This is a genomic window from Bradyrhizobium campsiandrae, from assembly GCF_014529705.1.
GTDB lineage: Bacteria > Pseudomonadota > Alphaproteobacteria > Rhizobiales > Xanthobacteraceae > Bradyrhizobium > Bradyrhizobium campsiandrae.
The window spans coordinates 41,758-55,689 of sequence record NZ_JAANIH010000035.1; the positions used below are offsets into that span (position 1 = coordinate 41,758).

The 13,932-nt window shown below is 64.0% G+C and carries 16 protein-coding genes; 9 read left to right on the forward strand and 7 right to left on the reverse strand.

Features of this window, described 5'->3' with window-relative positions; translation table 11 throughout:
* Positions 1-192 precede the first annotated feature (192 nt).
* A complete protein-coding gene (locus G8O24_RS24450; protein WP_188103801.1) occupies positions 193-450 on the reverse strand; it encodes a hypothetical protein in 258 nt (85 codons plus the stop codon).
* A 257-nt stretch (positions 451-707) separates the two neighbouring features.
* Here G8O24_RS24450 and coaD point away from each other — a divergent pair, with 257 nt between their 5' ends.
* From coaD to queA, 5 genes are read left to right on the forward strand one after another with little or no spacing between them, the layout of a single operon-like run.
* Entirely contained in the window at positions 708-1,202 is a 495-nt protein-coding gene (gene coaD / locus G8O24_RS24455; RefSeq protein WP_188103802.1) for a pantetheine-phosphate adenylyltransferase, read from the forward strand.
* Between the two features lie 40 nt (positions 1,203-1,242).
* A complete protein-coding gene (locus tag G8O24_RS24460; protein WP_188103804.1) occupies positions 1,243-1,818 on the forward strand; it encodes a peptidylprolyl isomerase in 576 nt (191 codons plus the stop codon).
* An 8-nt stretch (positions 1,819-1,826) separates the two neighbouring features.
* A complete protein-coding gene (locus G8O24_RS24465; RefSeq protein WP_188103889.1) occupies positions 1,827-2,252 on the forward strand; it encodes a UCP034077 family protein in 426 nt (141 codons plus the stop codon).
* Entirely contained in the window at positions 2,249-2,713 is a 465-nt protein-coding gene (locus tag G8O24_RS24470; RefSeq protein WP_188103806.1) for a peptidylprolyl isomerase, read from the forward strand. The genes G8O24_RS24465 and G8O24_RS24470 overlap by 4 nt, the downstream gene beginning before the upstream one ends.
* A 49-nt stretch (positions 2,714-2,762) precedes the next feature.
* The gene (queA, locus tag G8O24_RS24475; RefSeq protein WP_188103808.1) at positions 2,763-3,869 is read left to right on the forward strand and encodes a tRNA preQ1(34) S-adenosylmethionine ribosyltransferase-isomerase QueA; all 1,107 of its coding nucleotides are present in this window, start codon (positions 2,763-2,765) and stop codon (positions 3,867-3,869) included.
* 132 nt (positions 3,870-4,001) lie between these two features.
* Here the strand turns inward: queA and G8O24_RS24480 are convergent, their stop codons facing one another.
* From G8O24_RS24480 to G8O24_RS24495, 4 genes are all read right to left on the reverse strand, one after another.
* Positions 4,002-5,039 carry an aspartate-semialdehyde dehydrogenase gene (locus G8O24_RS24480; RefSeq protein WP_188103809.1) on the reverse strand — a complete coding sequence of 346 codons (1,038 nt, stop codon included), beginning with the start codon at positions 5,037-5,039 and terminating at the stop codon, positions 4,002-4,004.
* A gap of 227 nt (positions 5,040-5,266) precedes the next feature.
* Positions 5,267-5,842 carry a PepSY domain-containing protein gene (locus tag G8O24_RS24485; RefSeq protein ID WP_376708101.1) on the reverse strand — a complete coding sequence of 192 codons (576 nt, stop codon included), beginning with the start codon at positions 5,840-5,842 and terminating at the stop codon, positions 5,267-5,269.
* 299 nt (positions 5,843-6,141) lie between these two features.
* Positions 6,142-6,888: a TetR/AcrR family transcriptional regulator gene (locus G8O24_RS24490; RefSeq protein WP_188103811.1), complete on the reverse strand. Its 747-nt coding sequence runs from the start codon at positions 6,886-6,888 to the stop codon at positions 6,142-6,144.
* 149 nt (positions 6,889-7,037) lie between these two features.
* Positions 7,038-8,192 carry a patatin-like phospholipase family protein gene (locus G8O24_RS24495; protein WP_376708102.1) on the reverse strand — a complete coding sequence of 385 codons (1,155 nt, stop codon included), beginning with the start codon at positions 8,190-8,192 and terminating at the stop codon, positions 7,038-7,040.
* Between the two features lie 221 nt (positions 8,193-8,413).
* Here G8O24_RS24495 and tgt point away from each other — a divergent pair, with 221 nt between their 5' ends.
* A complete protein-coding gene (gene tgt, locus G8O24_RS24500; protein WP_188103815.1) occupies positions 8,414-9,562 on the forward strand; it encodes a tRNA guanosine(34) transglycosylase Tgt in 1,149 nt (382 codons plus the stop codon).
* A 12-nt stretch (positions 9,563-9,574) separates the two neighbouring features.
* Here the strand turns inward: tgt and G8O24_RS24505 are convergent, their stop codons facing one another.
* Positions 9,575-9,793, reverse strand: coding sequence for a hypothetical protein (locus G8O24_RS24505; protein ID WP_008131002.1), 219 nt, complete (start codon positions 9,791-9,793; stop codon positions 9,575-9,577).
* Positions 9,794-10,016: 223 nt separating this feature from the next.
* On the opposite strand from G8O24_RS24505, the gene cysK reads away from it, so the two are divergent.
* The 3 genes from cysK to G8O24_RS24520 all read left to right on the forward strand — a co-directional run bounded on the left by cysK (position 10,017) and on the right by G8O24_RS24520 (position 12,214).
* The gene (gene cysK, locus G8O24_RS24510) at positions 10,017-10,994 is read left to right on the forward strand and encodes a cysteine synthase A (protein WP_188103817.1); all 978 of its coding nucleotides are present in this window, start codon (positions 10,017-10,019) and stop codon (positions 10,992-10,994) included.
* Positions 10,995-10,997: 3 nt separating this feature from the next.
* On the forward strand, positions 10,998-11,237 hold the full coding sequence (locus G8O24_RS24515) for a BrnA antitoxin family protein (RefSeq protein WP_188103820.1): 240 nt from the start codon (positions 10,998-11,000) through the stop codon (positions 11,235-11,237).
* A 365-nt stretch (positions 11,238-11,602) separates the two neighbouring features.
* Entirely contained in the window at positions 11,603-12,214 is a 612-nt protein-coding gene (locus G8O24_RS24520) for a PEP-CTERM sorting domain-containing protein (RefSeq protein WP_202988773.1), read from the forward strand.
* Between the two features lie 166 nt (positions 12,215-12,380).
* Here the strand turns inward: G8O24_RS24520 and G8O24_RS24525 are convergent, their stop codons facing one another.
* Positions 12,381-13,787 (reverse strand): caspase family protein, encoded by a 1,407-nt coding sequence (locus G8O24_RS24525; RefSeq protein ID WP_188103824.1) that lies wholly within the window; start codon positions 13,785-13,787, stop codon positions 12,381-12,383.
* Positions 13,788-13,932 lie beyond the last annotated feature (145 nt).

Genomic DNA, 13,932 nt, shown 5'->3' on the forward strand with positions numbered 1-13,932 from the left:
GGCAAGCGGCAGCGGATCAGGGTGACGATGGCCGGAAGCGACTGCGGGCGTACTGGACAAAGGCAACCCCTCAATGGGATCGCGCCCTTCGGGCCATTCCGAGGGGCGCGAGCAACAAACAGTCTGCGACGAGACGTCGCAAATATCCATGGGGTTGTGACGGACGTTTATGACGCCAGCCTGACAGACAGCCTACGGCGTGCGGTCGGCCGTGACGAGGCGAGCGACGCGGACGTCAGTCCTGGTGCCGGCGCGGCGCAGGCAGGACGCCTCGAAGTTCGGCCAGGCCTGCTGCGAGCAGTCCCTGCCGATGGCCTTGATGTCGAGCCGGTCGCCCTTCGCAAGCGGCTGCGGCACGCTTGCTTCAACGGTCGGAGCAAAACCGGGCAGGAGGGTGAGGGTCGCAGCAACACATGCGGCGACAGCGATCGCTGAAAGCGCTTTGATCATTGACGGTCCCCTGTGATGCGGCCGCTGTGCCCAGCTCGCGGCCCGTCATTCGTTGGCCAGATTAGTAACCATGGCCAGTTTCCGGACGTCTTCGCCGACGCCCGAAATGGTTTCGTTCGCACGCCGTTTTGTTTCGTCGGCCCCCGAGGACGAAACAATCCGGGGCTTCCGCGAGGGATCGGCGCGAAAACCGACTGGAACCGGACAAGGAACCCGGCCGGCTTGCCGGGCAGAGCCGGGCGCGGTAGGACGGGGCCATGCCGCGCATTGCCTTCTACCCAGGTTCCTTCGACCCCATCACCAACGGCCATCTGGACGTGGTCCGGCATGCCGTTCCCCTGTGCGACAGGCTTGTTGTCGCGATCGGGGTCCATCCCGGCAAGAAGCCGCTGTTCACGACGGAGGAGCGGCTGAAAATGCTGCACGACGTCTGCGGGCCGATTGCAGCCCAGGCCGGCTGCGCGCTGGAGGCGACCACCTTTGACGATCTCTCCGTGACCGCCGCTCGCAAGCACGGCGCGACCATCATGATCAGAGGTTTGCGCGACGGCACCGATCTCGACTACGAAATGCAGCTGGCCGGCATGAACGAGGCCATGGCGCCGGAGGTGCACACGGTCTTCCTGCCGGCCTCTCCCATGGTCCGCCCGATCACCGCCACACTGGTACGCCAGATCGCTGGCATGGGCGGCGATGTCTCGACCTTCGTGCCGCCGCTCGTTGCATCCCTGCTCAAGGCCAAATTCGCCTGAAAACGGTGCGCTTCTTCATCTCACCTGATCCGGAGTTTTCATGAACCGTCGTTTCGCAATTGTTGCCACGATGCTGGTCGCGCTCATCGGCGTCGTCCCGGCGGTGGCACAGCAGCTGCCCGCAAATCTCGACAAGGCCAACGCGCTGGTCATCGACACCACCAAGGGCCGCATCGTCATCAAGCTTAGGACCGACCTTGCCCCGCAGCACGCCGAGCGGCTCAAGCAGCTCGCGCGCGAGGGCTTCTACAACAACGTGCCGTTCCACCGCGTCATGGACGGCTTCATGGCCCAGACCGGCGACGGCCAGAACGGCAACGGCACCGGCGGTTCGAAATATCCGAACCTGAAGCAGGAATTCTCCAAGGTTCACTTCGCCCGCGGCATCGTCGGCATGGCCCGGCGCGGCGACAGCGTCGATACCGCTAACTCGCAGTTCTTCATTATGTTCGCCGATGGCGGCGGCCTCGATGGCCAGTACACCGTGGTCGGCGAGGTCGTGCAGGGCATGGACGTGGTCGACAAGCTGAAGAAGGCGCCGGCCGGCTCGCCGAGCGGCACCGTCGCCGATCCCGACAAGATGGTGAAGGTGCAGGTCGCCTCCGACATCAAGTAGCAGGGATGATGGCGCGCCGCGGCGACAGGCTTCTGCTCGCTGCCGCAGCGCTGCTGCTCGGCATTTGCGGTGCGGCCGCAGAGGACGCACAGGTCAATACCATTCAGGACGTCTTCCAGCACCTAAGGACCTGCTGGAAGCCGCCGGCGCCGAGCCAAGCGCGCCCACTCGACATCACCGTCGTGGTGAGCTTTAACCGGTCTGGAGACATTCTGGGCCATCCGAGGATTACCTATGAATCCGCGGAGGCCTCCGACAATGACCGGCTGCAATACCGGATCGCGGTGATGGAGGCGTTGCAACGCTGCACGCCGATGCCATTTACCGATGCAATGGCGGGCGCTGCCGCAGGACGTCCATTCGCGATCCAGTTCCGCAACCGCAAGACGTCACCTGACAAGACTTCACCCTCAACACAAGAGAGACGAGCATGAGCGTCACCGAAAACACATTGATCCTCGAGACCACGCAGGGCCCCGTCACCATCGAGATGCGCCCCGACCTCGCGCCCGGCCATGTCGCCCGCATCAAGGAACTGGTCCGCGAAGGCTTCTACGACGGCATCGTGTTTCATCGCGTCATCGAGGGCTTCATGGCGCAGACCGGCTGCCCGCACGGCACCGGCACCGGCGGCTCCGGCAAGAAGCTGAAGGCCGAGTTCAACAAGGAGCCGCATGTGCGCGGCACCACCTCGATGGCCCGTGCCGCCAATCCCGATTCCGGCGACAGCCAGTTCTTCATCTGCTTCGACGACGCCCGTTTCCTCGACAACCAGTACACGGTGTGGGGCAAGGTCACCGAGGGCATGGAGAACGTCGACAAGATCAAGCGCGGCGAGCCGGTGCAGAACCCGGACAAGATCGTCAAGGCGCGGATGGCGGCGGACGCGGAGTAAGTCCGTCATTCCAGAGGCGCGTTCGCGCGCCTCTGGAGGCAAGTCACCAATGCGCACCGACCTCTTCGATTTCGATCTGCCGCCTGAGCGCATCGCGCTGCGCCCGGCGAGCCCGCGCGACTCCGCCAAGATGCTGGTTGTCGAGAGCGGTGCGCTGCGCGACCAGACCATCGCCGATCTGCCGCACTGGTTGAGGCCGGGCGACCAGCTCGTCGTCAACGATACCAAGGTAATCGCGGCTCAGCTCAAAGGCCGCCGGATCGGCCGCGAGACCGAGCCGAAGATCGAGGCGACGCTGATCAAGCGCCTCGATGGTTCGCGCTGGCAGGCGCTGGTGAAGCCGGCAAAGAAGCTTGTCGCCGGTGACCGCATCCGCTTTGGCAATGAAGGCAAGGTCTGCCTGCTCGGCCATCTCGATGCCGAGGTCGAGGCAAAGGGCGCAGAAGGCGAGGTGACGCTGTCATTCTCGTTCCACGGGCCCGCGCTCGATCAGGCAATATCAGATCTCGGCAGCCCGCCGCTGCCCCCCTACATCGCCTCCAAGCGCACGCCGGACGATCGGGATCTCGCCGACTACCAGACCATGTTCGCGGCGAACGAAGGCGCGGTCGCAGCACCGACCGCGGGGCTGCATTTCACGCCGGCGCTGGAGCAGGCGCTGCGCGACCGCGGCGTTGGGGTCGTCAGCATCACATTGCATGTCGGGGCAGGGACCTTCCTGCCGGTGAAGGTCGAGGACACCGACGCTCATAAGATGCACGCCGAGTGGGGCACGATCTCGGCCGAGACGGCGAAACGGCTGAACGCCGCGCGCAAGAACGGCGGCCGCATCGTCGCCGTCGGCACCACGTCATTGCGGCTGCTGGAAAGCGCCGCCAGCGAAGACGGCACGATCCAGCCCTTCGCGGCAGAGACCTCGATCTTCATCACGCCGGGCTATCGCTTCCGCGCGGTCGATGTCCTGATGACGAATTTTCATCTGCCGAAGTCGACGTTGTTCATGCTGGTGTCGGCCTTTGCCGGGCTCGACACGATGAAGCAGGCCTATGCGCACGCGATCGCGCAAGGATATCGGTTTTATTCTTATGGGGATGCGTGCCTCTTGTTTCGAGCAGAGCTTCAAACGGCAAGCGCGACGCTATCACCGTCACCCTGAGGTGCTCGCCTATTCGGCGAGCCTCGAAGGGCAACGGCCCCGCTGTTGGTTCTCGGCCGTGCATCCTTCGAGGCTCCCCCAGCGCTGCGTTGCAGCGCTGGGCTCGCACCTCAGGATGACGGTTGAGATGCGTTACGCCATCACCCGTTGCGGCAACAGCTCCGCGATCTGCACCGCGTTCAGCGCGGCGCCCTTGAGCAATTGATCGGCGGCCACGAACATCGAGATCGAATGACCAGAGGGATCGCTGAGGTCCTTGCGGATGCGGCCGACCAGGACGTCGTCCTGGCCTGAGGCATCGATCGGCATCGGGAAGTAGTTCTTCGCGCGGTCGTCGACGACCTTCACGCCCGGCGCCTGTGCCATGAGGCTGCGGACCTGGTCCTCATTGATCGGCTTCTCGCATTCGAAGGTGATGGCCTCGCAATGCGCACGCAGCACCGGCACGCGGACGCAGGTGACGCCGATCGCGATCTTCTCGTCCTCGAAGATCTTGCGGGTTTCCTTGATGACCTTGGTCTCTTCGTCGTTGTAACCCGTGTCAGGGTCGATGGCCGTGTTGTGGTTGAAGAGATTGAACGCGTAGGGGTGCGGCATCACCTTGGGCGTATAGACCTGCCCGTTGAGGTTGGCGCGGGTGGATTCGACGAGCTCGTCCATCGCGGCTGCGCCGGCGCCGGACGCTGCCTGATAGGTCGAGACGATGACGCGCTTGATGCGGTTCTTCTGGTGGATTGGCCACAGCGGCACCAGCGCGGTGATCGCGGCGCAGTTCGGATTGGCGATGATGCCCTTGTGATTCCTGATGCGGCCAGCGTTGACCTCGGGGATGACAAGCGGGACGTTCGGATCCATGCGGAAGGCGGAAGAATTGTCGACGACGACGGCGCCGGCCTTGACCGCCATGGGTGCGAACTTCCTGGAGATGCCGCTGCCAGCGGAGAACAGCGCGATGTCGACGCCGTCGAACGAGCGCTCGGTCAGCTCCTCGATGAGGATATTCTTGCCGCGGAACGATACCGTCTTGCCGGCCGAGCGGGCGCTGGCCAGCGCCTTGAGCTTGCCAACGCGAAAGCCGCGCTTGTCCATGGTGGCGATGAATTCGGCGCCCACCGCACCGGTGACGCCGACAATCGCGACGACGGGATCGTTACTCACTTTGTCCTCCATTGCATTTTACGAGAGCTGGGATTCAGGCAACAAAAAAGCCCCGACCATCGAGGGCGGGGCTGCGGTAGAGCTGATGCGTTCTCGTCGACGACTACGCGCGCACGCCTCCCCAGGCCCCGAAGGCCGTGGTGGTTTTGGTCGTGCGTTTGGTGGTCGTGAACATGGCGGCGACTTATGCGGGAGAGTTTTGCGCCCGTCAATGGCTTTTGGCGGGATTGTGGCCGGCGCTATTTGCCTCGCGCCCCCGGCGGCTCCAGCAGGACCTCCTTGAGGTCGTCACCGCTGATGACGACAATCGCGAAATTGAGCCGGCCGCCGTCGCGCACCAGGCCGCCGCTGATGGCCTTGCCCGATGCGGCCTTCTCGGCGACGCGGACCGCATCGGCCAGGCGATGCCTGATGGTGCCGAGCGCTGCGAGGTTGCTGCGATCCTCATGGTCGAGTTCGGTCAGGGGCAGGGCGGCTTCGCCACCCATGACCTCGCCGGTCGCCGCGTTGATGGTATGGCGCCAGATCCGGTCGTTGTGCAGAGTCTTGACCCGGTACACCGGTACGCCCGAACCGCCGTCGAAGCTGACATCCGCCGTCGTGGCGCCGGCGTGACGAGCCTCGGCGATGGCAATGGCCTGGCTGATCGAAATCGACGAGGAGCGGAAGCGCTCGATCTCGCGGCTGATGGCCTGGCGATCCGCGGCGGTATCGCCATCTGCCTCGTTGTGAAGAGCGGTGGGCGTGCTGTCGGCTGAGACGGTTGCGCGGGCCGGCGCTGCGATGAGCAGCCCCACCAGGGCGATCGTCAGCATCCCGTATGTCTGCGGTCTCGTCGCACTCATGCTCGAACCCCTTGGCCGGCAAGCCTTGAAACAGCAACTCTGCCGGATGTTCGTAAAGAAATCGCGGCCGACCTTGGGCATCGGCCGGCCGCGGAGCGTCGCGAACGGGCTGTACCCGCCGCGGCGATCTAAGCGATTCGGTCCACTCTTGGGGCTGGTTAGAAAAGTGGCCCGCACCGCTCTATAAACAAAACAATACCGTATCGTTTTATTTTGGTCAACGACGCGCCCGTGGTGCGCAGGGGACAAATCGCCGGCTCACGGACATGTCAGCGGGAGGGGCGGCGCCGTTGCGCGGCTTTTGGTGCGCTCTGGAGGCGGTCCGCAGGGCCGATCGCGCCGGCCAGGAACAGCTTGATCGCCGCGCGCATCCGCTTCTCGGCGGTCTTCATCTCCGGCGGCGTTCCAAAGGTCGCCAGGCGATGGTGGTGTCCGACGACGACGTCGAGAAACACCTCGGCCGCGATCGTGGTGTCTTCCACCTCGATCGCGCCCTGCGCCATCAGATGGTCGAAGAAGCGCGCCGTGGTGGCAACCGCCTTCAACCAGCCCTCTTCCTTGCCGAGCTTGGCGACGTCGGGAAAATTGATGGCTTGCGACGTCATCATGCGGCTGAAGGCAACCGCATCGGGACCGCAGGTGAAGCTCAGCATCTCGCGCCCGATCTCGACGAGACGCTGTTCGACCGGGATATCCGAAGCACTGTCGAGCTGCGTTTCCGCCGCAGCGGACAACGGCGCAAGCCAGCGCGCGATCTCGCGGCGAAGAACCGCGGCGAACAGGCCGCGCTTGTCGCCATAGCGGGCGTAGACCGTGGGCTTGCTGACGCGAGCCGCTTCGGCAACGGCATCGAGCGAGGTCGCATCAAAGCCGCGATCCAGGAACAGGCGGGTGGCGACCTCGATCAGCCGCTGATCGCGCTCGATCGCGGCGCTCTTGGTCGGCCGGCCGCCGCGCGACTTCGAGGTCTCGCGCCGCGGCGCCACTGTCCTTGTCCTGCTCGCAGCCAATCCCATGCCCGATGATATGCCCTAGCGATGCCTGCGCGGTCGCGATGTCCGATATTGCTCTATACCGTGCAGCAACCGGGGCGTCATCGCGAATCTGGCCGAATTGGCCGTATCGTCAACGGTCTCCCACCAAAGCCGTTCCGCGACGCGTGACGTTACGGCATCCGCGAGGTCCAGGCCTGGCCGCCCGCTGCTTTCTCGTATCCGTACTGGTAGAGCGCCCGCATATAGGCGGTGTCGAAGCCTTCGGAAGGGGGCGCCGGATAGTCGCGTTCGATGTAGGAGAGATGGAAGCCGAGGTTGTTGCGCTTGGCGAAGTCATAGGTCGAGAAGATCACCGACCGCGTCTGCGATTGCGTGATCGCGGACAGGCTGCGTGAGGCGACGTCGATCGTGCTGTTGGCGACGAGCTCGAAGTTGCGCTCGATTTTCTTGTTGACGAGGATGTAGATGTCCATCTTCGCGTTGCCGGGCAGGCGACCCTGCAACAGCAAGGCTTCGGGCAAGGTCAGGACCGGGGCCGTCACGCCGCCATCGACATGCATCTCCTGAAACCTGCGGCCCTGGCCTTCGGCCTCGATCATGATCGGCGGAAATACCAGCGGGATGCTGGCGGAGGCCGCCATCACGTCGCGAAACAGTTTTAGGGCTTCAGGCGTGCCGACCGCTGCGATCTTGCCCATGTCCCAGATCGCAGTGCGCTGGGTGTCGAGATCGGTGGTGACCACCAGCAGCCGCCGGCCCCTGGCATTCTCGCGCGCGACCTGCGCCATGATCTCCGGCCCGACATAGCGCGCGACGAGCTCGCGCAGCCGCGTATTGCCGAACAGGCCGGAGCCGAACAGCACGCGCATGATGCTGGGGTCGTTGAGCAGGCTCTCGGCGATGCCGCTGGTGTAGAGCTCCCGCAGCGTGTCGTCATATTGCGATCCGAGAAACGCAAACGGTGCGATCAGGCCGCCGGTGCTGACGCCCGAGACGACGGAGAAAGTTGGGCGGTTGCGTGCCGCGGTCCAGCCGTTCAGCACGCCGACACCGTAAGCGCCGTCGGCCCCGCCGCCTGACAGGGCCAGATAGGTTCGGCTGCCGGTCGCCTTGTCCTGTTCGAAGCTGAATTTGGTGACGGGCTCGTCGGTGTAGCGCCGCAGGCCATCGATATCGAGCACGCGCGAGGCACTCGCATCGGCCGCGGTGTAGGGCGTGCGGGGGATCGAGGTGCAGGCGGCGAGCGCCACGCTACATGCCACCACCACCGACCTGATCAGAAGAACGACCGTCCGCTTTGTCCAGCCGTCGGGGCGGGTGGACACCTCAGTCGAATGTGGGAGGAGGGGCATCGGCGACTGGCTGACGATCACGCATCTACGGCCGCCGGCAATCTGCCGCGGCGTCTCGTCCAGCCCCGCTACTAAACTATACTGTATCGTTTTGTTTATCAAGCCGCCGGCGTATCACGTCCCTGTCAACGCTGTCCCAGTCTGGGGCAATGTGCGGGTTGATTGGCCTCGCCCGACACGCAATAAGCGGCGCCATGAGTCGTCCAGATACCGGTCTTCCCAATCATTTCGAGCTGCTCGCCACCGATGGCGCCGCGCGCACCGGCCGCCTGACCACGCCGCATGGCGTGGTGCGGACGCCCGCCTTCATGCCAGTCGGAACCGCCGGCGCCATGAAGGGCATGCACTGGCGCGAGGTGCGCGACGCCGGCGCCGACATCGTGCTCGGCAACACCTATCACCTGATGCTGCGGCCCGGCGCGGAACGGATCGCCGCGCTTGGCGGCCTGCAGCGGTTCACCGGCTGGAACGGGCCGATGCTGACGGATTCCGGCGGCTTCCAGGTGATGTCGCTGGCGGATTTACGCAAGGTCAGCGAGCAGGCCGTCACCTTCCGCTCGCATATCGACGGCGCCAAGGTCGAACTGTCGCCGGAGCGCTCGATCGAGGTGCAGCGCCTGCTCGGCTCGGACATTGCGATGCAGATGGACGAATGCGTGCGGCTGCCGGCCGAGCGCGACGACATCGACCGGGCGATGCGGCTGTCGCTGCGCTGGGCCGAGCGAAGCAAGCGTGCCTTCGAGAGCGCGCCCGACGGCTACATGCTGTTCGGCATCGTGCAGGGCGGCGACATCCCGCAATTGCGCCATGCCAGCGCGCAAGGGCTGGTCGAGATCGGCTTCCACGGCTATGCGATCGGCGGCCTTGCCGTCGGCGAGCCGCAGGCCGTCATGCTGGCGATGATCGACGAGACCGCGCCGGCGTTGCCGTCCGACCGCCCGCGCTATCTGATGGGCGTCGGCACGCCCGACGATATGCTCGAGGCTGTCAAGCGCGGCGTCGACATGTTCGATTGCGTCATGCCGACGCGCAATGGCCGTCACGGCGTCGCCTTTACCCGCTTCGGCCAGGTGAATCTGCGCAACGCCCGCCACGCCGACGATCCGCGTCCGCTCGACGAAGAAAGCTCATGGCCATCGGCGCGCAATTATGCGCGCGCCTATCTGCATCACCTCGTCAAGGCCGGCGAGACGTTGGGAGCGATGCTGCTGTCCGAAATCAATATCGCCTACTACCAGTTCCTGATGCAGGGCATCCGGGACGCGATCGCACGCGGAACGTTCGACGAGTTCTATCAGCGTACGCGCGAGGACTGGGCGAGGGGCGACATCGCCCCGCGCTAGAGCGATCAAAGGTCAGTTGCACACGATCCGCTGCTTGACGGCGTGCTTGGTCACGAAGCCGTAGCCGCAAGTGTCGCAGGTCCAGAGATAGCTGATTACGTGGTCCGAGACGTAGGCGGAGGCTTCGGCGGCGACCATGGAGTCGGCGCAGACGGGACAGGTGGGCAACTCACTGCAACGCGGATCGCGCCTTGGTGCGACGGTCGACAACACTTCAGCAACTGCTGACATCGTGGTGACCTCCCTGCTTTGAGACCTAAGTCTAACATAAGCAGAATCAGTTGACGAGGTCGCAACACAAATGCGTTGCTTTTCTGCTAAATAGAGCTCACGCGATTTTGCGATGCAGCGTATTTAACATGTGCCGCATTGTCGCTTGCGTGTCGTCACACGCTGTCCGTAACTGCGCCAACGCTGTGCGAGAGGCGCAAATCGTTGCCAAGGGGAGTTCACCATGGACGCATCGTCCACCACGGGTGCAGCGCACCAACCCGGCCGCGGCCGGGTCTATGACTCGATCGTCGAGGCTTTTGGCGACACGCCGATCGTGCGCCTGCGCCGGCTGCCGGGCCTGCACGGCGTCGGCGCCACCATTCTGGCAAAGCTGGAATATTTCAATCCGGCCTCGAGCGTGAAGGACCGCATCGGCGCGGCCATGATCATTGCCATGGAGAAGGCGGGCATCATCAAGCCCGACACCGTGCTGATCGAGCCGACCTCCGGCAATACCGGCATCGCGCTCGCCTTCGTCGCGGCCTCACGCGGTTACCGGTTGAAGCTGGTGATGCCGGAATCCATGTCGATCGAGCGGCGCAAGATGCTCGCCTTCCTCGGCGCCGAACTGGTGCTGACGCCTGCCGCCCAAGGCATGAAAGGCGCAATTGCCGCGGCCGAAGAGCTCTTGAAGACGACGCCGAACTCGGTGATGCCGCAGCAGTTCAAGAACCTCGCCAACCCCGAAATCCATCGCCGCACCACGGCCGAGGAAATCTGGAACGACACGGCAGGCAACATCGACTATTTCGTCGCGGGCGTCGGCACGGGCGGCACCATCACCGGTGTCGGTCAGGTGCTGAAGCCGCGCAAGGCGTCCTTGCGTGTGGTGGCCGTCGAGCCCGAGGAGAGCCCGGTGCTGTCAGGTGGCCAGCACACGCCGCATAAGATCCAGGGCATCGGCGCGGGATTCGTGCCTGACATCCTCGACCGCTCCGTGATCGACGAGATCGTGAAGATCAATTCGACCACGGCCATCGAGACGTCGCGGGCGCTGGCGCGGCACGAGGGTATCCCAGGCGGCATCTCCTCTGGCGCGGCGATCGCCGCAGCGCTTGAGATCGGCAAGCGGCCGGAAGCTGCGGGAAAGACCATCCTGGCGATCGTGCCGTCCTTCTCCGAGCGGTATCTTTCGACGGCTCTGTTTGAAGGAATCTGAGAGATGGCGGACCAACCGAGGCGGCCGCGGACATTGGGCGATGCGCGCACCGAGGCCGAGGCGGCATTCAAGAAGGTGACGGCCAAGGTCGCCGCGCCGCCGCCGAAGCAGAACGCCGTCCCCGGCGTCAAGGAGCAGATCACGCTGCGCATCGACCAGGATGTGCTGGAGTTCTTCCAGGAGGGCGGCCCCGGCTGGCAGGATCGTATCAACGAGGCGCTGCGAAAGGCGGCGGGGAAGTAGCTCTCAAGGCGCTTGGAGCGAACGGGTCGGCGAACATTCCAATTTTCTTGCCAAGTTTTCTTGCCAAGTTTCTTGTCAAGTTTCTTGCCAAGCTCTTGCCGCGTCGGGGCGCGCTTCGGTGCCCCGACAGGTCGGCTGCAGCGCGCATTGTTTCAATAAAATGAAATCATCCCGCAACGAGCTGCACGGCTGTTCTGCCAGAGCCACATGCAGCCATGAATTCCGTTTCACAGAGGAGTCACATACGCGACCTAGTTTTTTAGCGTTGGAATTCTGTGAAGGAAATGTGTCAAATGTCTCGGAATATCATTGGGCGACGATCTGTCGCTGCCGCGATTGCGCTTCTAGCGGCTTCGCTATCCAGTATGGCCAAGGCCGGCACGGTCTACGAGAGCGCGACATATACGGGCGCTGATACGGGCGAATATATCCTCAGCAACAACGATCTGATCGGCGCAGCGTTCACGCTCACCCAGAAGACCACGATCACGGCAATCGGTGCGCAGTTCGGCGGTTTCCCGTCGGGCCAGATCTTTGGCGCCATCGTTCCTGTGTCGTCTTCCACCCTGCTGCCGACATTCGCCTCGTCGGGCATCGAAGCAAACAGTCTCGCCCATGTTGTGTTCTCCGTGCCCACGGTGACGGCGATCGATCTAGCCGAGTCGTTGTCAGTTACATTGAACGCGGGGACCTATGGTGTCGTGTTCGGATCGGGTGCGTTCGGCGCCAACGGCAATGCGGGTCTCGGCTTCCTGAACAATCCTGTCGGGTCACCCAATCTGTTTCGTTCGTTCTTTTCGAACGATTGGGACGCGTTCGGCGACACGGGTGTCAGACTCTTCGTCGAGGGGAATGCGGTTGGCGCAGTTCCCGAGCCCTCCACTTGGGCCATGATGATGATCGGCTTTGCCGGACTGGCAGCCGTCACACGCTATCGTCGTCGGTCCTCGACGAGAGCGGGTCTGAACGCGATCTAGGCGTTCGTGCAAGCCTCTGCACCGGCCCTCAATCATGCTCGGCAAGAAGAGTGTCCGATGGGACACTCTTTCGTTTTAGGTCGATTTCAAAGCACGATCAGTAGTGATCAATAGAAAGGACCCGGACCAAGCGGCCGGGTCCTTTCCTGATATGTCCGGGAAGCGACTAGCGACGGAACATGCCACCCATCATGCCGCCGACGACGCCGCCGACGAACGCTGCGCCGGCATCGCCTCCGCCGCGGTGCTGAACCGGAGCGCTCTGCGCAGGCGCGGCGCGCCGGGTGGGCTTCGGGCTGTCCTCACTTGCGGTCGTCGTCGACGCCACGATCTCGGAGAGCAGCGCCTTGTGCTGGAGCCTGTTGAGGAAGCCCGTCGACGGATAGCCGCGGGCGGCCTGCCAGCGCTTCAGCACCGAGCGGGTCTCGTCGGTGAACACACCCGTGACCTTGGTGTCGAAACCTAGGCCGTTGAGGCGGCGCTGCACGTCACGGCGCTGCCCCTTGTCGAGGCCGATCTGGTCCTCGGTGAGCTGGCTGGCGTCATCAGTGAACGTCGCGGGATCGACGCCGGCATTGAGATTGCGCGTCGTGGTCGACGGCCCGTTCTGGATTGCGGCGAGCCGTGCCAGCGCCAGCGGCTTGAACTGGCCGTTGGGATAGGCAGAGAGATAGGCGTTGAGCTCTTCCGGCTTGTTCGATTCCTTCACCGAGCGCCAGAACTCGACTTCAGCCTCGGACCCGCCGGCCGCTGCGGCTGGTGCCGCGCTTGCCGTCGGCGCCGCATTCGCGACCTGGGTCGTCGGCGCCTGGTTGAGGTAGACCGCGCCGATCAGATTGGTGTGGCCCCAGGGCAGCTGACCCTTGTGGGTCTCTTCATTGACCTGGGCGCGGACAGAGGTCATCGCCTGCTGGATCTCGACGCCGGGCTTGGTGATGTTGTCGATCAGCGCGCGGGTAAAGGGGCTGTTGTTGCCCTCCTGGCCGTCGAGCGCGGTCTGGCCGGGGCCGGTGGCGAACGCGATCAGCGTGCCTTCGCCCGACTTCATCTCGGCAAGACCACTCCCGACATTGACGCTGCGGGTGGCCGAGTTCGACTTGATCTTGGCGGCGAAGGGATTGTCGCGGCAGGCATCGAGGAACACCAGCTTGACCTTGGCGCCCCCCATGGTCTGGTCGAGCGTGAGGTCGACGTTGATGGCCGCCCCGAGCTTGACGTCCATCTCCGACTTGATGTCGGCATCGACGGGCAAGAGGTAGTTGGTGCCGCCAACGGCGATGCCATGGCCGGCATAATAGAACACCGCGATGTCGGAGCCCTGCGCCTTGCGGCCGAAATCCAAGAGCTTCTCGGTCATCTGGTCACGCGAGAGGTTGGATCCTTCGATCACCTCGAAGCCGACATTGCGCAGCGTCGATGCCATCGCCTTGGCATCGATCGGCGGGTTCGGCAGTTGCGCGACGTTCTTGTAGGCGCCGTTGCCGACGACAAAGGCGACGCGTCGGTCGGCCTTCGCGGCGCTGACCGACAGAACCATGCACATCAGCGAAACGATGATGGTGAGAGTGCGCATTTGAAATCCCCAACAGAATCGAATGGCGGACAGCAACAAATCGGCGTCAAACCTACACGAAACCGCCCGGCCTCGCGCGAGCAAATCGACAACTCATCCAATCCATTGCCCTGTGACCGAGTATGCACGATGGAAACGCTCTTCC